The organism is Paenibacillus lentus (assembly GCF_042714055.1).
Taxonomy (GTDB): Bacteria; Bacillota; Bacilli; order Paenibacillales; family Paenibacillaceae; genus Fontibacillus; species Fontibacillus lentus_A.
In genome coordinates this window covers 244,545-265,329 of sequence record NZ_JBHGVC010000002.1, presented here as the reverse complement: position 1 = coordinate 265,329, position 20,785 = coordinate 244,545, and the positions used below count along the sequence as shown (strand labels likewise).

Below are 20,785 nucleotides of genomic sequence, written 5' to 3'. Positions count from 1 at the left end.
TACAACTTGATTATAGAAACCAAATATCAAACCCGTGTATGAGTTTTGTAAACTCTATGTAAAAAATAATAAATACCCGCCTCTTTCACTTAACGTGAATTAAACGGGTATTTATTATTCTAGTCTTGATGAAGTTTTATCGTGGATTGTTGAGCGCCCATATTCCGGCGACAGCTCCCAGTACGCCGCAGGCGCTCACGATCGCAACCAAATTATACGATTGCCAGTGAAGCAGGAAGCCGACTCCGCTGCCAAACGTCGTGCCTGCAAGAAATCCAAGCGCCATTCCCGCCTGGCTGTTCCATTTCATGAATGCAACCCTCCAGCGTACCTAATTTTAACGTTGAGCTACAAGGAATCTGACGGCCCGCTGCTTTTCGATAACAGACCCTTCAATTCCTTCATGAACATATTGATATCCTTGAACTGTCGATATACCGAAGCAAATCTTACGTAAGCTACTTCATCGACGGGATACAACTGCTCCATAATAAGCTCCCCAATTTCCCCGCTCTCTACTTCTGCATTTGCGGTATGGCGAAGCGATCTTTCCGCGGCCGAGACAATCGATTCCAGTTGGTCAACGGATACCGGCCGCTTCTCACAGGCACGGATCAAACCGCGGAGCAATTTTTCGCGATTAAATTCCTCGCGGCTTCCGTCCTTTTTAATGACGATGAGCGGCATTTCTTCCACCATTTCAAAGGTTGTGAATCGGCGGCTGCATTGCTCGCACTCCCGCCTGCGGCGGATAGAGCGGTTTTCGTTGGCAGGTCTTGAGTCAAGCACCTTTGTCCCGGAATAATCACAATATGGGCATTTCAAAGTGCTCTTACCCCCTTTATATTAAGAAATTTGATGAAGCTATCTCATGGACTATTAGAATTGCTCAAGCAATACCAATAAATAACTAAAAAAATCGTAATGAAGATGACAAGTTCGGTACATAATACTTTTACCAACCACAAGGAGGTGAACATATCATGGCCCAAAATAATAATTCTTCGAATAACCTGGTGGTTAGACAAGCTTCCGGAGCACTGGAGCAAATGAAATATGAAGTAGCTCAGGAACTTGGCATCTCTTTCCCACAAGACGGATATGCTGGTAACCTGACTTCTTACGAAAACGGTTCGATTGGTGGTTTCATCACCAAGCGTTTGGTAACGATTGCCGAGCAACAACTGGCAGGTCAATTCCAATAATTGACCAACCAAGCTCAGGAAGCATTGGTGCAGGCCCCAGCCTGTCCAATGCTTTTCTATCATAAGAGGAGCCCGGCAATTTACAGATGCTCGTAAATGTCAGAGTATTGGTCATAGTAGTGTGTAACTCTTTGCACATAATGCCGAGTTTCGCCAAAAGGTATATTTTTGACGGATTCCAGCCGCCCGTCCCATCTGCCGCTTCGCAGCCAATTACGGACATTAGTCGGTCCTGCATTATATGCCGCAATCATGGCGATCTCATTGCCTTCGAATTGTTCGTGGAGCGATTTCAAATACCAGGTTCCGATCGCGATATTCGCGTCGCTCTCTTCTTTCACTTTATCTAAAGATACATCTGGCAGCTTGGACTGTTCAATAACCCATTTCGCGGTATCCGGCATGATTTGCATAATGCCAAGCGCACCCTTCTTGGATTCGGCCCCGGTCTTGTAATTACTCTCAACCCGAATAATCGCTGCGACCATTAGGGGATCCAGATCATGCTTCTGAGCATGTACCTTTATTTCCTCTTTGAAATGAATCGGATAAAATAAAGCCAACCATTTAGAATTAAAAAATAAAATAACGGTAAACCCGAGAAACAACCAAAGCAGCACTCTCTTTTTACGAAGCCACTTCATAGCAAGCCCTTGTTCCGCCAAAAGTCTTCGATCTGCGACTCCGTCTTGTCCATTCCGAGGCTGTTATCAATCAAAATATCCGCCCTCTCCTTCTTTCGTTCTATATCCATTTGAGCTCTTATTCTAGCCTCAGCCTGCTCCAAGGTTAAATCATCCCTTTGCATTAACCTGCTGAGCTGTATTTCACGAGGCACATACACGACCATCACTTGCTCAAACAACGTTTCAAGACCGGATTCATACAGCAGCGGTATATCAACTACAACGAGACGTTCGGGCTGCGCAGCCTCATAATCCGCCATTCGTTTTCTCATTTCGGCGCGGATAGCCGGGTGGGTAATGTCATTGAGCGCTTTCCGCTCCTCCGGGTCGGAGAAGACAATTTCACCTAACTTTTTACGATTTAAAGTTCCATCTTCATTGATAACGGCTGCTCCGAACCGCTTCTGTACCGCCGACAGCACCGGATGCCCTGGTTCCATAACCTCTCTGGCGATGACATCGGCATCAATTAAAACGGCTCCCCGCTTCACTAACATTTGGGAAACCGTGCTCTTCCCCGTTGCGATTCCGCCCGTCAGTCCGATATTCATCCATTCACCTCGTTATCCTGATTTGCTCCAAACACATGGATCTGAACTATACCGTTTATGCTTGTCCTATTCGTTAATTTGGCAATTGGGGCAATAGTGCGTGCCGCGACCACCGACTACGCTTTTCTCGATAGGATGTCCACAATTCATGCACGGCTCGCCCTTGCGTCCGTAAATTTGCAGCGAATGCTGGAACATTCCCATTTCACCCTGGCCATTAACATATGATTTAACCGAGGAGCCCCCGGCCTCTACCGCATCGGTCAAGGTAACGAGTATGGCTTCATGAAGTGAAACCCATTCTTGATCTGACAATGTATTCGCTGGACGCTCCGGATGAATCCCCGCCCGAAACAAAGCTTCATCAACATAGATATTTCCAAGACCCACCACATATTCCTGATTTAGCAGCGCGACTTTGATTTTTGTTGACCGCTTGAACAATATATCCCGGAGCACATCTGCTGTAAATGTAGCTTCCAGCGGCTCCAGTCCCAGCTTCATCAACGGCTTTTCCTTGAATTCCTCCCCAGGGAGGAACAAGTGCATCGTGCCGAATTGCCGAACATCTTTATATCTAAGCTCCGTACCATCGGTAAACCGGAAGATGACATGCGTATGCTTCTCAACTTCTTCGTTCTGATCATATACCCCGTACCGACCTTCCATTCGCAAATGGGACACTAGTACGAACTGATCCATAACAATTCTCAAAAACTTGCCACGGCGGCCAACTTCCACAATAGTATGACCCGCCAATTCTATTTCGAACCGCTTGATATTGTCGGGACGCTGAATTATTCGCGGCAGCGATACCGTCACCGATTCAATCGTCTTCCCGACAATGAGACCGGACAACGTTCGCCGAACGGTCTCGACTTCCGGCAGCTCCGGCATATTCTTTCACCTCAAACTTTATCTGTTATTGCTTCGTAATAAGCGGATCTATTCGATTTCCATTTTAAAGTCGCTTTTCAGCACCGGGGCTTATTCTTCCGATGTGCGTTTTTTCAAAATGCTTTAGGTTGCGTGAACCCTTTGCCTATGCTTCCGTAGCGAGTTTTGCTCAGCAAAACTTTCAGGAGGAGCGGAGTTCAACGTTTTTGAAGAAAACGGCTTCGGAAGCATAGGCTGGAGAAGCCTATATGAGCACCTGCAATGTTTCTGAAAGAAACATACTTCGGAAGCATAAGCTTTCGAGGGTGAACGCAAGATTCGACGCCGAGATACATTCAGTCAAGCATCGTGATTAAAAGTGACTTTTTGAACTACCACTTCAATAAAGGTTCAAAAAGTCGCTTTTCAGCACCGGGGCTTATTCTTACGATGTGCGTTTTTCCAAAACGCTTTAGGTTGCGTGAACCCTTTACCTATGCTTCCGTAGCGAGTTTTGCTCAGCAAAACTTTCAGGAGGAGCGGAGTTCAACGTTTTCGAAGAAAACGGCTTCGGAAGCATAGGCTGGAGAAGCCTACATGAGCACCGGACTTCGAGGGTGAGCGCAAGATTCGATGCCGAGATACTTTCAGTCAAGCATCGTGATTAAAAGTGACTTTTTGAACTACCACTTCAATAAAGGTTCAAAAAGTCGCTTTTCAGCACCGAGAAGGTTGCGTGAACCCGAAGAAGGAGGAGCGCAGTGTAGGAGAAGCCTACATGAGCACCGGACTTCGAGGGTGAATGCAAGATTCGACGCCGAAATACATTCAGTCAAGCATCGTGATTAAAAGTGATTTTTTGAACTACCTCTAAATTATTTGGCTTCGTACCAGTTGGTTCCGCTGCTAACCTCCGCCCTCAACGGCACCGACAGCGTCAACGCCTTCTCCATCGTTTCCGGCACGAGCTTGCTCATCGTCTCCAGCTCCTCCGGGGGAACCTCGAATACCAGCTCATCGTGCACCTGAAGCAGCATCCGGCTCTTCAGGCCGTTCTTGCGCATCGTCTCGTCCATCAGCACCATCGCCAGCTTGATAATATCCGCAGCAGTGCCTTGAATCGGCGTATTCATCGCCGTACGCTCTGCGAAGGAACGCAGATTAAAATTGGAGGCGTTGATTTCCGGTAGATAACGTCTGCGTTCAAGCAGCGTGGTCACATAACCGTTGCGCTTCGCCTCTTGCACGATATCATCCATATAGCGGCGTACTCCCTGGAAAGCCTCGAAATACTGCTCAATGAATTGAGCGGCTTCCTTCCGGGTAATATGCAGGTTCTGGGATAGACCATAATCGCTGATTCCATAAACAATTCCGAAGTTTACGGCCTTGGCGGAGCGACGCATATTGGCGTCTACCTGGTCTTGAGATACGCCGAAAACATCCATGGCTGTCTTCGTATGAATGTCCATGTCATGCAGGAATGCTTCCTGCAATCCCTTATCGTCCGAAATATGCGCGAGTACCCGCAGTTCAATCTGTGAATAGTCGGCGGCCAGAATATACCAGCCCTCTTCCGAAGGCACGAATACTTGACGAATTTTACGTCCTTCCTCAAGCCGAATCGGAATGTTCTGCAGGTTCGGATATTGACTGCTAAGCCTTCCTGTCGCTGCAATCGTCTGACGGTAGTACGTATGAACCTTCCCCGTATCCGGGCGAATCTCCTTAAGCAGACCTTCTACGTACGTAGACTGCAGCTTCGCCAGCGTCCGATACTCTAATATAAATTGGACAATCTCATGGTAAGGTGCCAGCTTATCCAATACCTCGGCATCTGTGGAATAACCTGTCTTCGTTTTCTTTACCACCGGGAGCTCCAGCTTATCGAACAGAACTTCGCCTAATTGCTTCGGCGAATTCAAATTAAACTCCAGACCGGCAAGCTCGTAAATCCGTGTTTCCAGTTTATCGATCTGCGCTTCGAACTCCTTGCCCAGCTCGGCCAGCGCCTCGCGGTTAACAGCAATTCCCTGCTTCTCCATATCCGCCAAAATGCGCGACAGCGGCATCTCCAGTTCATAGAACAGCCGGTTCATTTCATTCTTCTTCAGCTCTTCCTTCTGCAGCGGAATCAGCCGCAGCATCGCCAGCCCCTTACGAGCCAAATGACGGCTAAGCGTCTCTGGATCAGGAACCTTGAACTTGGCTCCCTTCCCATACACTTCATCATCCGATGGCATAAAAGGCAAATTATATTTAGCTGCCAACCCGCTGATCGTCTGATTATTATCCGTCGGATCAAGCAAATACGCAGCCAATTGAATGTCATGCTCTGCTCCGGCAAACGAAATTCCTTGCCAGTGCAACGCTAAATCCGCCCGGTGCAAATCATAACCGCGCTTCGGAATTTTCCAGTCACCGAGCCACTCCTTAATCGGCTTCGATGCTTCACCTTGCAGAAATTCAAAAGGCACGAAGAAATGATGTTCCTCCGAAGACAAGATCAGACCGATCACCTCAGCCTGATGCGGATTATCTCCATGAGATTCCACATACATCACATCGATCTGAGGCAGCTGCTGCACAAGCTCCTGCAAAGACGCCTCATCGACAATCGTCACATCAACCTCATCTTGCTCTTGAGAACCCCCTTCTCCAGCCTCGGAGACTCCTGCTCCTTCACCGAACGATAAGCGTTCGAGCAAAGATTTGAATTCCAGCTTACGCAGCACCGGTGCCGCCTTCTCTTCCTGCAGCCCTCTGAAAACCATATCGTCAAAGGATCGATCAACCGGAACCTCCCGGTGAATCGTAGCGAGCCTCTTGCTCAGCCGCGCATCCTCCGCGTGCTGAATGAGATTTTCTTTCATCTTGCCCTTTAGCTCGTCCGTCCGTGCAAGCACCTCTTCCACGGAGCCGAATTGGTGCAGCAGCTTCAATGCAGTCTTCTCTCCGATTCCCGGAACACCGGGAATGTTATCCGAAGCATCGCCCATTAGACCCTTTAGATCGATAATTTGCTCTGGGGTAAGACCATATCTATCTTTAATTTCTTGCGGCCCATAAGGCTCGACTTCACTGATTCCTTTCCGGGTCAATGCCACCTTGACCTTATCGCTGACCACTTGGAGCATATCCTTATCCCCGGTTACGACAAGCACTTCCTTACCGGCCTCTTCAGCCTGCTTGCTGATCGTGCCGATAATATCGTCCGCCTCAAAGCCGGACAGCTCGAACCAGCATATGCCAAAGCTCTCCAGCAGCTCGCGGGTAAGCGGAAACTGCTCGGACAATTCGGGCGGCGTCTTCTCGCGGCCTCCCTTATAATCCTCATAGCCTTCGTGCCGAAACGTCACCTTCCCGGCGTCAAACGCTACCATAATATGAGACGGCTTCTCATCCTGAATGAGTCTTAGCAGCATATTCGTAAATCCGTACACCGCGTTCGTATGTAAACCGCTTGAATTATTCAGAGGCGGCATGGCAAAGAACGCCCGGTAAATAATACTGTTTCCATCAATAAGAATTAATTTATCCATACAGCACCTCGTTCTTTCACATACTCCTGACTATTATTCTAACACATGCTCCCCGGATATATAAAAACAATACCGTCAACTCTATAAAGTATTTTAAAACCAGTTTATAAAAAGGAAACATAAGCTCTGTGATATTACTAGCACGCGTAAACGCAAACAGCAAAGCGCCGGAGCATTCCGGCGCTTTGCTGTTTTTTTCATTATAATTAGGATTAGAATCAAACTATTGGTTGAGGTCGGGCCGATGCCCGGTTACAAGGTAGACGGTACTCTCCCCGATATTTGTAGCATGGTCTGCAATGCGCTCAATGTATCTTCCTACCAGTGTAAGCAGCATCACCTGCTGCACGGAGTCAGGATGAGTAATAACGATCGAATACAGCTCGCTGATCATTTGACTGTACAGATGATCGACCTCATCGTCATCCTTCGCCATCTTATAGGCCAAATCCGTATTTTCGTCCAAGTAAGACTGAAGCGATTCCTCCACCATGAGCTCCACCAGCTCCGCCATCTTCGGAATATCAATGAGCGGCTTAAGCAGCTTCTGCCCTTCCAAACGCAACGTTACCTTAGCGATATCAACCGCGAGATCTCCCATCCGCTCCAAATCGCTGGAGATTTTAAAAGCTACGATTATACGGCGGAGATCCTTCGCTACAGGCTGCTGGGTTACAATCAGCCTGGAGCCGATGTCCATCACTTCTTCTTCCATTTCGTTCAGCTTCAAATCCTGGGCAATAACCCCTTTGGCTTTGCTTGAATCCAAGGAATGCAGCGATAAAATGGACTCTCTGAGGGCATGCTCCACGTGCTCTCCCATTTCTCTCAGCAACTGCCGCAGCTCCTCCAAATTTTGATCGAATTCTCTTCTTTGGATCATACCTCACTGCTCCCTTCTGTTAACCAAAACGTCCTGAAATATAATCTTCGGTACGCGAATCCTGTGGTGTCGAGAACAGTTTACGAGTATCGTCTGACTCAACAATTTCACCATTCAGGAAAAAAACGGTTCGATCGGAAATACGAGCCGCTTGATGCATGTTATGAGTAACCATAACGATTGTATACCTATCTTTTAACTCTTGAACCAATTCCTCGATCTTCAGTGTGGAGATCGGATCCAGCGCTGAAGTCGCTTCATCCATCAGCAGAATGTCTGGTTGGACAGCGATGGCCCGGGCGATGCAGAGCCGCTGCTGCTGACCGCCGGATAGACTAAGTGCCGAGCGTTTCAGAAAATCCTTGACCTCATCCCATAATACCGCTTGACGCAGGCTCTGCTCGACAATCTGATCCAGCTTGGCTTTACTCTTTACGCCATGCAGGCGCGGCCCATATGCGACATTATCATAGATCGATTTCGGAAAAGGGTTCGGCTGCTGAAACACCATGCCGACCTGCTTGCGCAAAGCTTCAACCTCAACGTCATCGCTGTATATATCTTTTCCGCCGATTTGTACGGAGCCCTCAATTCGGGTACCCGGAATCATATCGTTCATTCGATTCAGCGTCCGCAGCAATGTCGACTTGCCGCAGCCCGACGGCCCGATGAATGCGGTAATAGCTTTCTCTGGAATGTCCAGGGACATATTCTTGAGCGCCTGAAACTGGTCGTAGTACAAATTCAATTTATTAATATGGATGATCGGTTCCATGTCATTTCTCCTTCATATCTCAGCAGCATACTGACAACAACCTTTGGGTCAGTTATTAGTGTGTATCAAACTTTAGACATAAAACCATTTTACCTTCACTATGTAAAAGATATTGCCCTGAAATGTAAACGCAATGTAAAATATGTTTCCCGCGCATTAACGCATTAGCTTAGAGTCCGCTTAGTGCTAACCGGACAATTGTCCTAGCTCCTGCAGTACAATCTCTGTCTTTTGGGCTGCGTTTCCTGCTGTCTGGAACATATCCCGTCCCCTTGTTTCTACGCTTCGCACCGATTCAACGAGCATTTTAAACGTTTGGTCTGCACTGCTCACCCGATCGTGACTGAGCTGCATCTCCTGTGTCGTCAAGGATGAAGCATCCGCCGTTTGTCTTACAAGCCCGCTGACAATATCAAGGGTTGAACCGATATCATCCGAAAATTGCTTCGTTTGCAGCGCCAGCTTCCTAATCTCACTGGCAACGACAGCAAATCCTCGGCCATGCTCCCCGGCATGAGCCGCTTCAATCGAGGCATTCATCGCCAGTAAACTGCTGCGATCAGCCAATTCCCGTATTGAAGCCGCTATAGACGATATGTTGCTTGCATGATGAAGCAAAGACGACACTTGCTCCGCCTGCGACTTCGTCATGGATAGCACGCGGCTAAACGAGGCTTGCACCGCCTCAAGCTCAGTCCGGCCAGCTGTCGCAAATTCGCTCATCTCCTCCGATTGCCGTAAGGTTCGCTCTGAAATGATCGACACTTCTTTGACCGAGCGATCGATTTCAAGCACTCGGTCATGACTTTCACTCACAATCGCTTCCCGAATTTGATCCGCCTCACGCTGCAGCTCCCTCGACATCAGCATCAGATCCTGAACGGTCATGATTCCTTTGAACTTCCCTTGCTCCGTAAGAATCAAGCTATCGTAAAACACAGCACCCTCCCGGCTTAGAGCCGCATCGATGAGCTGCCTTGGCGATGTCGTTATCTCCGTGATTAACGGGGATTTCTCCGCGAACATCAAGGCCGGCCTCTCGTAGAATAAATCGGCGGCAAAACGCCCGGCAAGTTGACGATAGAAGGTATCCCGCATCAACAGGCCGATCGGCCTATTCGAATGGTCGCACACAATAACGCACGGAATATTCACGTCGTCCCGAAATAGTCTCAGCACACCGAGGCATGATTCTTCAGGAACCGTCATCGGCACAGTTCTACAGTAGAATTCTGTCTTCACCGCACTACCGCGATCTCTCAAGACTACAGATGGCGTATTTTGCTTGTCATCCTTCACAAAGACTACAGCAGTACCGCGATCCGCTGCCACAACTTCCCGCTCGGCGACGGCCTGATTAACCATACTCACCACTCCCTAATCCATACATACTCTTCATGATTATCTGTCTGACTGAATCATAGTTGAGTTTTGTTAAGGGGGTGTCAACGGCACTTTGGGCCTATGTTAAATGTTTTACAAAACAACAAACTTTAGGCGTTTTTTCAGAATATGCAGCCAAGTTATTCCTCTAGCGCTTGTAGCTAAACAATGAGGTTGGCGGGTGAAGCTCAGCTCAGTTCAGCTCCGATGGGAACGTGATCAGTTTGATGAGGGATCAGCCATGAATTCTGCCAGCCGCTCAGGGTCGAGTATGATAATCTTCCGATGTCCAATCAGCTTAATAAGCTGCTCCTCCTGGAAGGAGGAGAGCTTTCGGCTTAAAGTCTCCTGACTCATGCCCAGCTGTGATGCGAAATCGCCCTTGCTCATATTCAGCAAGACTTCACGTTTTCCCTCTGACATGTGCAATAAAACCTGAGCCAGCCGCTGCTCCACGGAATGCAGATTGATGTTCTCAATCAATTGCTCGGCCCGATGCAGTCGCCGGCTCAGTTCCTCCATGATTTTAAAAGCGATGGACGGATAAGCGGCCATTAGTTCCTTCAGCTTGTCGCCTTCAATCATGCACAGGGTGGACGCCTTAACAGCTTCCGCATAATCCGCCCTGGGCACGGAGTTGAATAAGGACAGCTCCCCCATAAATTGCCCGGGCTCCAATATTCGAATAACCTGCTCTCTTCCAGTCGGGCTGAGCCGAGCGATTTTCGCCTGCCCGCTGTGGATCACGAACAGCTTATCCCCTGGATCTCCGGCTAAATAAATCATCTCGCCTTTATCATAAGATTTCGCCGTCGTTATAGCGGCAATTTCCTCGAGCTCTTCCCCGGACAAGCTGTTGAAGATCGGTACCTTCTCTACGCAATGGCCGGCATCGGATAGCTGGCAATGACAGTTCATTTTATCCCCTCCTCGCTTTTCCGTAACCTCTTAATCTAATAGCATTTACAACGACCAGCAGCACGGATACCTCATGAATGAGCATGCCATAGGACAAATTGACGGTCTTAACGAGCACTCCTCCTAACAAAAGAACAGCAACCAGGATAGCAAAATAAATATTCTGCTTCATATTCCTCACCGTAGCCCGGCTTAAACCCAGGGCATAGGCCAGCCTGCTGACCTTCCCCGACATGAGCACCACGTCCCCGGTTTCCATAGCCACGTCACTGCCCGTCCCTCCCATCGCAATGCCTAAATCCGCAGAGGCCAAGGCCGGTGCATCGTTTACTCCGTCTCCTACCATAGCTATGCTTCCATACTTGTCCTGCAGCTCCTTCAGGACTCTGACTTTATCCTGCGGCAATAATTCACTATAGGTTTCGTCAATGCCCAATTGGCTCGAAATTGCCTTGGCTGCCCTTGGATTATCCCCTGTCAGCATGACTACCCGGTGAATTCCTAACGATTTTAAATGATGGACAGCTTCCTTAGCATCCTCTCGAACCTGATCAGCGATGGAGATAACCCCTAACACACCGTGCTTATCTCCGATAATCACCGCGGTCTGTCCCAGTTCCTCCTCCTCGGCCAAATAAGATTCGTAGGCGTCAAGCTGAATTTTCCAGGACGCAAACAGCTTTCTATTTCCCATTAGAAACCATTTATCCTCAAAAATAAACGATAGGCCTTGTCCTGGGATATGGTTCACCTCTGCCGGCATTTCATGGATCGTACCCAGCTGTATTTCGGCATGGCTTACGATCGCCTTGGCCAGCGGATGCTCGGAATAGGTTTCTCCAACAGCCGCTATTTTCAGCAGCTCCTCCCCCGTCATTCCATACGCCTTGATCCGCGTAACCTCAGGCTTGCCTTTGGTCAATGTTCCCGTCTTATCAAAGGCAACGACTTTAACCGAGCTTAATTTCTCTAACATCTCTCCGCCCTTAAAAAGCACCCCCTGCCTAGCCCCATTGCCAATACCAGCCACGATTGAGACGGGGGCTGAAATGACCAATGCACCAGGACAGGCGATGACGAGCAGCGTTAAAGACATGACGATATCACGGGTCACAGCATATAATAGGACAGCAAGCAAGATGACGAGCGGAGTATAGTACCTGGAGAACTTCTCCAGGAACTTTTGTGTCTGGGCCTTTTTGTCCTGCGCCTCCTCCACTAACTCCAATATTTTTGCAAATGTCGTGTCTTCCCCTACTTTGTCGGCTCGGATCAGGAGATAACCTGATTCGACGATCGTCCCCGAGTAGACGATATCACTTGCGGCCTTGCTGACCGAAAGCGACTCGCCCGTAATGGCAGACTGATTAATATAAGCCGAGCCTTCTACAATTGTACCATCTATGGAAATTTTCTCGCCAGGCTTCACGATGACCAAATCTCCCTGGATCACCTCCTCCGGGCTTACAGCAACTTCCCGACCGTCCCTGCGAACGGTTGCTGTATCGGGAGCCAATTCAAGCAGAGCTTGGATCGAGGATCTTGTTTTTTCGATAGTTCTCGATTCTAGATAATTGCCTATCATAAACAAAAAGGTTACGGCTGCCGCTTCCCAATATTCACCGATGAACCATGCCCCGATGACGGCTATAGTCACTAGAGCATCAATGCCGACGATCCAGTACCTTAAAGCCCTGACCGCATTCACGATGATGGGAACCCCAGCAATGAGCGTAGAAGCTGCCATCACCATAATCGTTATCCAGGCATATTCCAATGATTTATTTAATATAAAAGATACCGTTACAAGGATACTCGCCACAATTACCCGGTGGTTCTGTTTTATCTTGAGCGGATACATGATGGGTTCCCCCTTTACAAATTTAATGCCCTGCTTACTTTTCCCCTATCACTTTATATCCGAGCTTTTCGATTAGACTCCTAATCCTTTCTGATTCTATTTCCCGTTCATCAAAAGATACGCGCACGCGCGAGCTGTTGAATAATACCTCCGAGGAGTGCACCCCTTGTGTCTTCTGGAGCATTTTCTCGATTTTGGCGATGCAGCTCGGGCAGGATACCGTCTCTAGCTGGTACAATTTTGTTGTCATTTGGATAACCTCCTATTTGCTATTTGGATAATTATTTAACTTCTTGATTTAATTATATTTGAGGCCCGCCGCGATCACTTTGACCTAGGTCAAAAAAAAGAAAAGCGCCAATTGGCGCTTCTCAAAAAAAAATGACCCTGATTGATCAGAAGTCATCCTTTGTATCCTTTAATATTCTACAACTCATTCGAAATGGTCGATGCTCTCTTCTTATTTACGACGAGCTTATACCCGACTCCGCGAATGGAATCGATATACACCGACCCCGGGTCAAGCTCCAGCTTCTTCCGCAGCGAGCTCACATGCACATCCACGGTTCTTTGTCCGCCGATGTAGTCGAATCCCCACACGGCATTCATCAAATCATCCCGCGTCATAACTACTCCCGGCTTGCGAGCCAAATACAGCAGAACCTCAAATTCCTTCGGTCGAAGGGTGATCTGCTCGTTCCCTAAAGTCACTTCATACTTCTCCGGGTAAATGACCAGATCGCCCAACGTAATTTGTGAGCCAACCTCTTGCGGCAACGACTTCTTATCCGGCTCCTCTACCCCCGACGATCTTCTCAGCACTGCAGCTACGCGGGCCAACAGTTCAGCGACGCCGAAGGGCTTAGTAATATAATCATCTGCCCCGGACTTCAAGCCTTGAACGACTTCCTCTTCTGCATTCTTGGCCGTCAGCATAATAACGGGCGTCTTTACACCTTCATTCCGAAGCCTGGACATGATTTCAAACCCGTTCATGCCGGGCAGCATCAAATCCAGCAATATCAAATTAAATTCGTTCTTCAATGCCGTTTCCAATCCAGATTGTCCATGCTCTTCAACTACGACCTCATAACCTTCACTCGTTAAGTTATAAGACAGAAGTCGCGAGAGCGTTGGCTCATCCTCAATAACTAATAGCCGTTGCGTCATAGTACCCCCCATTTTCTTGTCAAGCATAATGGATGTCGACGAATCATGACAAGCCCAGCATATCATGGCATTGTTAACGCGGTGTAAAATTTTCAGTAATTTTCACATTGTTCTAAATTTTTAATCCACATTTTTCATTTCATGCAATTTCTATTCCGTATTGTTAATCAATCTATAGGATGCATCAATGGAAGCTCAAGGATGAAGGAGGTTCCTTCACCTACTTTGCTTTCTACCCGAATCGTTCCCCGATGCAGATCCACTAGATGCTTCACGATGGATAGCCCCAGCCCTGTACCGCCTGACCCGCGGGAACGGGCCTTATCCACCCTGTAAAAACGTTCAAAGATCCGCGGCAGATCCTTCTTCGGTATACCGATTCCGGTATCGCTGACCGTAAATCGGATCATCTCATGCTCCCCGCCTTCGTTCAGAACCTCGGCGGTCACTCTCACTCTTCCGCCTTCGAGCGTATAGCTGATCGCATTGGATATGAGGTTCAAGAAGATTTGCCGCAGCCGATCCTCATCTCCCTCGATAAATAAATGCTCGGGGATTTCCTGCAACAAGACAATGGATTTCTTGTTCGCTGCTGGAAGGAGCACCTCGACGACACTGTCGAGCAGCTCCTTCAGATGGATCGGCGCATATTCCAAGGGAACGCGCTTGGATTCAATTTTGGATAATTCAAGGATGTCCCCGATCAAGCGATTTAATCGATCCGCCTCATCATAAATTATTTGCAGGAAGGAGCGCATCGTCTCTGTATCCTTAACGCCCCCGGCCAACAATGTCTCGGCAAAGCCTTTCACGGCTGCGATCGGCGTCTTCAGCTCATGGGATACATTCGCAACGAATTCACTGCGCATCCTTTCCAGCCGGCGAATATCGGTCACATCCTGCAGCAAGAACAGCATCCCCCGGTAATCCCCGTCATCTTCGCTCACCGGAACGCCGTCAAAATGGAGCGTCCTCTCCTCAGGATCGTACACATTGCGTTCTTCCTGCAAATATTCCTTATGCCGAATGCCTTCTTCCATAAATTTCATGAATTCATAATTCCGCTTCAGAACCGAATAAGGCTTGCCTAAGAGCTGATCCCCTCTCATATGCAGAATCCGCTCTGCCTCTCGGTTCACGAGGGCAATATGATCTCCGGCATCCACCATCACAATTCCTCCGGTCATATTCGCCAGGACGCTTTGCATCAAATCCTCATTGTCCCTGATCCACTTCAGCTGCTGCTGCAGGCTGTCCGCCATTCCGTTAATGGCAGAGGCCAACTGGCCGATCTCATCCTTGCGCTGCAGCTTTACGCGCGCGTCGTAATCCAGTCCGGAGATTCGATTGGCTACCCTCGTAATATGCTCCAGCGGCTTCGTCAGACCTCCTGCTATGCGATAGCTAAGAAGCGCTGCCGCTAGAAATAGAATGACGAGCCCCCCGGCCATCCAGGCCCAGCCTCTGTTCATCCCCTCATCAATGGCGTTTAGGCTCATCGATAAGCGAATATAACCATCGAAGCCCTCGTCCGAATATACCTTATGCGCGACATACAGCATGTCTTCATCCAGTGTCTCGCTATGTCGGATAATACTTCCAAACTCGCCTTGCGACGCGGACAAAATTTCCTCCCGATTCAAGTGATTGTCCATGTCAGCTGCATTCTTCTCTGAATCTCCAACCACTTGCCCGTTCAAATCGATGAAGGTAACGCGGGAATTGATGCGCTGCTCCAGCTCCTTCGCTTCCCGGGTATAATATTCCACGACTTGCGGGCTGTTATCAAGAGGACGAAATGGGAAGGTATATTCCAATAAACTGATTTCCCGAACCAGATTCTCTTCCAATGCCCGAATATGCGAATCCTTGAAAACCTGAACCATGGATAGTCCCGCAGCGAGCATGGATATTCCGATCAAGCTCATCAATATGAGCGTTAGCCGTGTCCGAAACGTCTTCATGCTTATTTAAATACCGGCTCTTTGAATGCCGCCAGCTTCTCTAGCGAGGATTTCTCAACATCCTCGTGCAGGCTTTCGCCATGCGAATCCATCGTCACAATGGCAGCAAAGCCGTCTACCTCCAAATGCCACATCGCTTCAGGAATGCCGAATTCCATGAAATCCACGCCGTTTACCTTCTTAATGCATTCAGCGTAATATTGCGCTGCCCCGCCGATGGCATTCAAATAAACGCCGCCATGCTCCTTCAGCGCCGCGAGCGTTTTCTTGCCCATGCCCCCTTTGCCGATTACCGCGCGAATTCCGAATTTTTTAATAATATCGCCTTGATAAGGCTCCTCGCGAATACTCGTCGTTGGCCCGGCAGCCTTGACATGCCAGCCTTGCTCATCCTTCAACATAACCGGCCCGCAGTGATAAATAACCGCGCCGTTCAAATCAACCGGAGCATCGTGATCCATCAAATATTTATGAAGGGCATCACGGCCCGTGTGCATTTCTCCCTTGATGACGACGACATCTCCGACCCGTAGGCTTCGAATCTGCTCTTCCGTAACCGGAGTATGCAGGATTACCTCCTGGTTCGCCTTGGGAGCCGCCTCGGCTGCCGCTGCAACGGCTGACTCGTTATCCTCTATCGCCACCTCTGACCCGCGCTCGTACAGCCAATTCATAATTTCACCGCTAGCCGGATCAATAGCTATGCCTTGCCTTCTAAATGCCCAGCAATTGTAAGCGACTGATACGAAGAAGCTTGCAGGAAGACGATTCGCAGCACCGATTTTGCAGCCAAGCAGCGTCACTTCTCCGCCGAAGCCCATCGTTCCGATGCCCAGCTTGTTCGCATTATCCATAATGTATTCTTCCAATTGACGGAGTTCCTCCACCGGGTTCACGTCCTCGGTTGACCGGAACAACTGCTGCTTCGCCAGCTCGTATCCCGTTGTTCGGTCTCCGCCTATGCCTACTCCGATGAATCCAGCGCTGCACCCTTGGCCCTGAGCTTGATAGATCGCATGCAGAATACATTTGCGAATGCCATCCAGGTCACGTCCTGCCCTTCCTAAAGCCTCTAGTTCGGTCGGAAGGCTGTATTGAATGTTCTTATTCTCGCAGCCGCCGCCTTTCAGAATAAGCCGAATATCCACGACATTCTCTTCCCATTGCTCAAAATGGATGACAGGCGTTCCCGGCCCCAAATTATCCCCGCTGTTCTCTCCTGTCAGCGAATCAACCGAGTTAGGACGGAGCTTGCCCTCTTTGGTCGCCCGCTGTATGGCTGCCAGAATCCCTTTTTTCATTTCGATTTGGTTCGCACCGACGGGGGTATGCACAATAAAGGTAGGCATGCCCGTATCCTGACAAATCGGCGATATTTGCTCCTCAGCCATCTTGATATTCGTTTTAATAGTAGATAGAGCCAGTCCTGCTCTCGTGGCCTGATTTTCCGCTAGGGTTCCCCGTTTCACCGCCCGCCGCACGTCTCCGGGCAAATTCGTTGAAGTCTCCACAATGAGCTCATATACGCTTTGTTCAAACTGCCGCATAATCCAAGATCCCCTCTCTTGTCTTCGAGTAACTACTTGACACAAAATTGCCGCGAATCTTACTGTTGGATTAACCTGTTCATTAGTCTTATAATAACATAAACATAGTGACAGGTTGACATATTCTGTTCAAATTTGCTCGTCAAGAAGAGAGGTAACTCACTGATGAATTTTCATTTCTCCGCTTATATGTATCGACTGCGCTCCATCAAGCGCTGGAGCCTAATGCGCAGCACGGCTACCGAGAATGTAGCCGAGCATTCCTTCCACGTGGCCTTATTGACTCATCTGCTCTGTGAAATAGGCAACAGCCTGTATGGACGGAGTTTGAATTCTGATCGTGCGGCAACGCTGGCTTTATTTCATGATGCAACAGAAGTATTTACCGGCGACATCCCGACGCCCGTTAAGCACCATAATCCACGCTTGCTGTCCAACTTTCGCGAGATGGAGGAAATCGCAGCAGAACGCCTTCTGTCCATGGTACCTCCAGAGCTGCAGCATAAGTATGGTCCATTATTATCCCCAGGCAATCATGCAAGCGATAATATAGAGGATGCCGAGCTGCTAAAATATGTTAAAGCAGCCGATAGCCTGGACGCTTATCTGAAATGCGCCTGGGAACTCACATCAGGCAACCGTGAGTTTGCCGTAGCCAGGGATCAGCTACTAGAGAAGCTGAACCGCTTGGAGCTTCCGGAGGTTGAATATTTCCTTGAGCATTTGGCCCCCAGCTTTGACATGACGCTCGATGAGCTGTCCGAGCAAAATACACCTCCTATGAAATAACAAAAAAATCGCTCCAAGGATCAACAGCTGCTTCTTGCAGCGGCTACCTTGAGAGCGATTTTCGCTTCTACGCACCTTATTTCAATCTTACTCCCATACGGAGTGACAAGGCCTGCTATCCGTTCACGATCTCTCCACCGTTGATATGCAGCACTTGTCCGCTAATGTACGACGAATCATCACAACCCAGGAACACGTATGCTGGAGCCAGCTCCTCCGGCTGACCCGGACGCTGCATCGGTGTATTTCCACCGAACTGAGCTACCTGCTCCTTATCGAAGGTAGAAGGAATGAGCGGCGTCCAGATCGGGCCGGGTGCCACAGCATTTACGCGAATCCCTTTCTTGCCGACGATATTCATCGAGAGAGCCCGCGTAAAGCTGACGATCGCCCCTTTCGTCGCCGAGTAGTCGATCAGCTGCGGATTGCCCCGGTATGCCGTTACAGAAGCCGTGTTAATAATCGCACTGCCCTTCTTCAAATGAGGCATCGCAGCCTGCGTCACAAAGAACATCGCAAAAATGTTCGTCCGGAATGTCTTCTCCAGTTGTTCAGCCGTAATGTCGGTAATCTCCTCCTGCGGATGCTGCTCTGCGGCATTGTTGATCAGGATATCCAGTCCGCCTAGTTGATCCACCGTCTCCTGCACCGCCTGCTTCGCGAACGATTCGTTTCCCAAATCGCCGGAAATGAGCACACACTTCCGCCCCTCCTGCTCGACCTCTTGCTTCGTCTGCTTTGCATCCTCGTTTTCGTTTAAATATACGATAGCTACGTCAGCGCCCTCTTTGGCATAGGCAACGGCCACAGCACGGCCAATCCCGCTGTCTCCGCCCGTTATTAACGCAACCTTGCCTTCTAGTTTGCCCGCTGCTTTATAGGTTCCTTCATACTTCGGGCGCGGATTCATTTCCTCCTCGATTCCGGGCCGCTGGTTCTGATGCTGTGGAGGCATGGTTTGCTTACTTTGTCCACTTCCTGACATGCTGCATTCTCCTTCCTCGCCTGTGTATTCATTTCCTTACCTTGTTAGAATAACCCTTGTCCCTCGGCTTATCCGCCTTCCTGCAAATCATACAGGTCAAGGGCTTAGTCAATTGGAAATTACCACAACAAGCAGAGGCTTAAACAAATTTGCATGAATTACAGCATAATGCCAAAACGATTTGCAAGCCATACAGGGTCATATTTGCGAATTCTCAGGAATTTCTTCCTAAATTCAGCAAGATCTTCACGAGCAAAGCTGATGAACTGTTCCCCGTCACAAGCCAACACAAGCTCGCGAGTCTCAGCAATGACCTCCTCCTCGAAATGCATACGGGTAAAGGTGATCACGTCGCTGCCCCAATAATCGGCCCGCTCATCCGGCGGATAATTATGTCTGAAGACCAGTGTCAGACATACATGAGGGACGTAATAGCATACGCGCCCAAGCAGCCAAGCCCTGAGGGAAAGCTCCGCAGTCTCTATTTCTTTCGTATGAAAACTGCTCTCGATTCCCCCCAGCTCCTGCAAGGTTTGCCTGCTCATGGCAAAGCAATCCCAGGAAAGCCACGGAATTTCGCCCTGCTCTGATACGGCAGGAAAATTATAAATCGATGCGAACAAGCCACCCGGCGGATACTCGCACCTCGGTAGATTTTCCGGACGGCCTTGAGCCATAAATGCAGGCGTAGTACAATCCGCCTCGCCCTGCTGAATCGGCTCCAGCAAGGCCTCCATCCATCCATCTTCAAAATAAAGCCTAGGGCTGCAAAAGATTAAATACTTGCCTAATGCGTGGGAAGCACCCAGCTGTCGGGAGGACATCCCGCTCTGTGCCCTTAATTTGCGAAGCGGCATATCAAATTTATAATGCATCAGAAAATCACAACAGCCGTCCACAGAGCCCTCGTCAACAATAATCACTTCGTAATGATAATCGACCCGGGATACCTTCATGGACTCCAGCGTTGTCTGTAAATCAATTCCTTCGTTCTGCACCGAAATAATGACGGATACAAGAATAGGTTGAGCAGACATGATTTCTCTCCTTATAAATGGAAATAATAAAAATAACGAATGGAAATTGAGAAAAAAATAATCATTGATTACATATTAACCCATTTAACACTTGGAGTAAAGACAAACAAAACTAATAGTATATTATCTTTGCCTCTCATACTCACTATGGTTAATTACAGGAGGGGTGTTATGGATTACAGATCATTGGGCAAAAGGCTGCGCCAGGAACGTCATAAAATGCATTTGACCCAGGAAAAGCTTGCAGAGAAGATTGAAGTTTCCGATGCGTACATAGGTCAAATTGAGCGGGGCGAAAGGAGCTTATCGTTAGAAACTCTTGTTAAACTAGCTAATCAACTAGGTGTTACCGTCGATTACCTGCTTCACGATTCCATTGAAATCAATGACGACCATTTCCTGAATCAAATCAATCAGATTATGATTCACCGTTCACCGAAAGAGAAGCAGTTAGCGCTGGATACGATCAAGATGATATTTACTCACTTGGACGATATACAAAATGACCAAGACTCCTGATGTTCCCCATACTTATTAAGTTCGCCGTTGCATAAAAAAAAACCTCTGCTCTTCGAAAATTCGAAAAGCAGAGGTTTTCATTTTATTTTAGTTT

The 20,785-nt window shown here is 48.6% G+C and carries 20 protein-coding genes; 3 read left to right on the top strand and 17 right to left on the bottom strand.

The window, feature by feature from the left end; all coding sequences use genetic code 11:
• Positions 1–136 precede the first annotated feature (136 nt).
• The gene (locus ACE3MQ_RS04815; RefSeq protein ID WP_379391195.1) at positions 137–310 is read right to left on the bottom strand and encodes a hypothetical protein; all 174 of its coding nucleotides are present in this window, start codon (positions 308–310) and stop codon (positions 137–139) included.
• Between the two features lie 38 nt (positions 311–348).
• The gene (gene nrdR / locus ACE3MQ_RS04810) at positions 349–825 is read right to left on the bottom strand and encodes a transcriptional regulator NrdR (RefSeq protein WP_379391193.1); all 477 of its coding nucleotides are present in this window, start codon (positions 823–825) and stop codon (positions 349–351) included.
• 158 nt (positions 826–983) lie between these two features.
• Between nrdR and ACE3MQ_RS04805 the strand changes: the two genes are divergently transcribed.
• Positions 984–1,205: a small, acid-soluble spore protein, alpha/beta type gene (locus ACE3MQ_RS04805; protein WP_379391191.1), complete on the top strand. Its 222-nt coding sequence runs from the start codon at positions 984–986 to the stop codon at positions 1,203–1,205.
• A gap of 80 nt (positions 1,206–1,285) precedes the next feature.
• Here the strand turns inward: ACE3MQ_RS04805 and ACE3MQ_RS04800 are convergent, their stop codons facing one another.
• The 13 genes from ACE3MQ_RS04800 to ACE3MQ_RS04740 form a co-directional block, all read right to left on the bottom strand.
• Positions 1,286–1,849 (bottom strand): lytic transglycosylase domain-containing protein, encoded by a 564-nt coding sequence (locus tag ACE3MQ_RS04800; protein ID WP_379391189.1) that lies wholly within the window; start codon positions 1,847–1,849, stop codon positions 1,286–1,288.
• Complete coding sequence (gene coaE / locus ACE3MQ_RS04795; RefSeq protein WP_379391187.1) at positions 1,846–2,442, bottom strand: dephospho-CoA kinase; 597 nt, start codon at positions 2,440–2,442, stop codon at positions 1,846–1,848. The genes ACE3MQ_RS04800 and coaE overlap by 4 nt, the downstream gene beginning before the upstream one ends.
• A gap of 66 nt (positions 2,443–2,508) precedes the next feature.
• Positions 2,509–3,339 carry a DNA-formamidopyrimidine glycosylase gene (gene mutM / locus ACE3MQ_RS04790; RefSeq protein ID WP_379391185.1) on the bottom strand — a complete coding sequence of 277 codons (831 nt, stop codon included), beginning with the start codon at positions 3,337–3,339 and terminating at the stop codon, positions 2,509–2,511.
• Between the two features lie 854 nt (positions 3,340–4,193).
• Positions 4,194–6,860: a DNA polymerase I gene (polA, locus tag ACE3MQ_RS04785; protein ID WP_379391183.1), complete on the bottom strand. Its 2,667-nt coding sequence runs from the start codon at positions 6,858–6,860 to the stop codon at positions 4,194–4,196.
• Between the two features lie 223 nt (positions 6,861–7,083).
• A complete protein-coding gene (phoU, locus tag ACE3MQ_RS04780) occupies positions 7,084–7,743 on the bottom strand; it encodes a phosphate signaling complex protein PhoU (RefSeq protein ID WP_379391181.1) in 660 nt (219 codons plus the stop codon).
• 19 nt (positions 7,744–7,762) lie between these two features.
• Positions 7,763–8,518, bottom strand: a complete 756-nt coding sequence (gene pstB / locus ACE3MQ_RS04775) for a phosphate ABC transporter ATP-binding protein PstB (protein WP_379391179.1) — start codon at positions 8,516–8,518, stop codon at positions 7,763–7,765.
• Positions 8,519–8,704: 186 nt separating this feature from the next.
• A complete protein-coding gene (locus ACE3MQ_RS04770; protein WP_379391177.1) occupies positions 8,705–9,883 on the bottom strand; it encodes a methyl-accepting chemotaxis protein in 1,179 nt (392 codons plus the stop codon).
• Between the two features lie 237 nt (positions 9,884–10,120).
• Positions 10,121–10,819 carry a Crp/Fnr family transcriptional regulator gene (locus tag ACE3MQ_RS04765; protein ID WP_379391175.1) on the bottom strand — a complete coding sequence of 233 codons (699 nt, stop codon included), beginning with the start codon at positions 10,817–10,819 and terminating at the stop codon, positions 10,121–10,123.
• A gap of 1 nt (position 10,820) precedes the next feature.
• Complete coding sequence (locus ACE3MQ_RS04760) at positions 10,821–12,680, bottom strand: heavy metal translocating P-type ATPase (protein WP_379391173.1); 1,860 nt, start codon at positions 12,678–12,680, stop codon at positions 10,821–10,823.
• A 34-nt stretch (positions 12,681–12,714) separates the two neighbouring features.
• Complete coding sequence (locus ACE3MQ_RS04755) at positions 12,715–12,930, bottom strand: heavy-metal-associated domain-containing protein (protein ID WP_379391171.1); 216 nt, start codon at positions 12,928–12,930, stop codon at positions 12,715–12,717.
• Positions 12,931–13,106: 176 nt separating this feature from the next.
• On the bottom strand, positions 13,107–13,850 hold the full coding sequence (locus ACE3MQ_RS04750) for a response regulator transcription factor (RefSeq protein ID WP_379391169.1): 744 nt from the start codon (positions 13,848–13,850) through the stop codon (positions 13,107–13,109).
• Between the two features lie 167 nt (positions 13,851–14,017).
• Positions 14,018–15,814 (bottom strand): two-component system histidine kinase PnpS, encoded by a 1,797-nt coding sequence (gene pnpS / locus ACE3MQ_RS04745; RefSeq protein WP_379391167.1) that lies wholly within the window; start codon positions 15,812–15,814, stop codon positions 14,018–14,020.
• Positions 15,815–15,816: 2 nt separating this feature from the next.
• A complete protein-coding gene (locus ACE3MQ_RS04740; RefSeq protein ID WP_379391165.1) occupies positions 15,817–17,361 on the bottom strand; it encodes a fumarate hydratase in 1,545 nt (514 codons plus the stop codon).
• A gap of 165 nt (positions 17,362–17,526) precedes the next feature.
• Here ACE3MQ_RS04740 and yfbR point away from each other — a divergent pair, with 165 nt between their 5' ends.
• On the top strand, positions 17,527–18,150 hold the full coding sequence (yfbR, locus tag ACE3MQ_RS04735; RefSeq protein WP_379391163.1) for a 5'-deoxynucleotidase: 624 nt from the start codon (positions 17,527–17,529) through the stop codon (positions 18,148–18,150).
• Between the two features lie 115 nt (positions 18,151–18,265).
• On the opposite strand, the gene ACE3MQ_RS04730 is transcribed toward yfbR, so the two are convergent.
• Together ACE3MQ_RS04730 and ACE3MQ_RS04725 are read right to left on the bottom strand one after the other, a co-directional pair.
• Entirely contained in the window at positions 18,266–19,135 is an 870-nt protein-coding gene (locus tag ACE3MQ_RS04730) for an SDR family oxidoreductase (RefSeq protein ID WP_379391161.1), read from the bottom strand.
• Between the two features lie 158 nt (positions 19,136–19,293).
• Positions 19,294–20,172 (bottom strand): glycosyltransferase family 2 protein, encoded by an 879-nt coding sequence (locus ACE3MQ_RS04725; RefSeq protein WP_379391159.1) that lies wholly within the window; start codon positions 20,170–20,172, stop codon positions 19,294–19,296.
• Between the two features lie 171 nt (positions 20,173–20,343).
• Between ACE3MQ_RS04725 and ACE3MQ_RS04720 the strand changes: the two genes are divergently transcribed.
• Positions 20,344–20,691 (top strand): helix-turn-helix domain-containing protein, encoded by a 348-nt coding sequence (locus ACE3MQ_RS04720; RefSeq protein ID WP_379391157.1) that lies wholly within the window; start codon positions 20,344–20,346, stop codon positions 20,689–20,691.
• The last annotated feature ends 94 nt before the right edge of the window (positions 20,692–20,785 follow it).

Excerpts from the sequence above, each read along its gene's own strand:
- ACE3MQ_RS04815 (WP_379391195.1), bottom strand. The coding sequence starts at position 310 with ATGAAATGGAACAGCCAGGCGGGAATGGCGCTTGGATTTCTTGCAGGC.
- ACE3MQ_RS04805 (WP_379391191.1), top strand. The coding sequence starts at position 984 with ATGGCCCAAAATAATAATTCTTCGAATAACCTGGTGGTTAGACAAGCT.
- ACE3MQ_RS04800 (WP_379391189.1), bottom strand. The coding sequence starts at position 1,849 with ATGAAGTGGCTTCGTAAAAAGAGAGTGCTGCTTTGGTTGTTTCTCGGG.
- coaE (WP_379391187.1), bottom strand. The coding sequence starts at position 2,442 with ATGAATATCGGACTGACGGGCGGAATCGCAACGGGGAAGAGCACGGTT.
- mutM (WP_379391185.1), bottom strand. The coding sequence starts at position 3,339 with ATGCCGGAGCTGCCGGAAGTCGAGACCGTTCGGCGAACGTTGTCCGGT.
- polA (WP_379391183.1), bottom strand. The coding sequence starts at position 6,860 with ATGGATAAATTAATTCTTATTGATGGAAACAGTATTATTTACCGGGCG.
- phoU (WP_379391181.1), bottom strand. The coding sequence starts at position 7,743 with ATGATCCAAAGAAGAGAATTCGATCAAAATTTGGAGGAGCTGCGGCAG.
- pstB (WP_379391179.1), bottom strand. The coding sequence starts at position 8,518 with ATGGAACCGATCATCCATATTAATAAATTGAATTTGTACTACGACCAG.
- ACE3MQ_RS04770 (WP_379391177.1), bottom strand. The coding sequence starts at position 9,883 with ATGGTTAATCAGGCCGTCGCCGAGCGGGAAGTTGTGGCAGCGGATCGC.
- ACE3MQ_RS04765 (WP_379391175.1), bottom strand. The coding sequence starts at position 10,819 with ATGAACTGTCATTGCCAGCTATCCGATGCCGGCCATTGCGTAGAGAAG.
- ACE3MQ_RS04760 (WP_379391173.1), bottom strand. The coding sequence starts at position 12,680 with ATGTATCCGCTCAAGATAAAACAGAACCACCGGGTAATTGTGGCGAGT.
- ACE3MQ_RS04755 (WP_379391171.1), bottom strand. The coding sequence starts at position 12,930 with ATGACAACAAAATTGTACCAGCTAGAGACGGTATCCTGCCCGAGCTGC.
- ACE3MQ_RS04750 (WP_379391169.1), bottom strand. The coding sequence starts at position 13,850 with ATGACGCAACGGCTATTAGTTATTGAGGATGAGCCAACGCTCTCGCGA.
- pnpS (WP_379391167.1), bottom strand. The coding sequence starts at position 15,814 with ATGAAGACGTTTCGGACACGGCTAACGCTCATATTGATGAGCTTGATC.
- ACE3MQ_RS04740 (WP_379391165.1), bottom strand. The coding sequence starts at position 17,361 with ATGCGGCAGTTTGAACAAAGCGTATATGAGCTCATTGTGGAGACTTCA.
- yfbR (WP_379391163.1), top strand. The coding sequence starts at position 17,527 with ATGAATTTTCATTTCTCCGCTTATATGTATCGACTGCGCTCCATCAAG.
- ACE3MQ_RS04730 (WP_379391161.1), bottom strand. The coding sequence starts at position 19,135 with ATGTCAGGAAGTGGACAAAGTAAGCAAACCATGCCTCCACAGCATCAG.
- ACE3MQ_RS04725 (WP_379391159.1), bottom strand. The coding sequence starts at position 20,172 with ATGTCTGCTCAACCTATTCTTGTATCCGTCATTATTTCGGTGCAGAAC.
- ACE3MQ_RS04720 (WP_379391157.1), top strand. The coding sequence starts at position 20,344 with ATGGATTACAGATCATTGGGCAAAAGGCTGCGCCAGGAACGTCATAAA.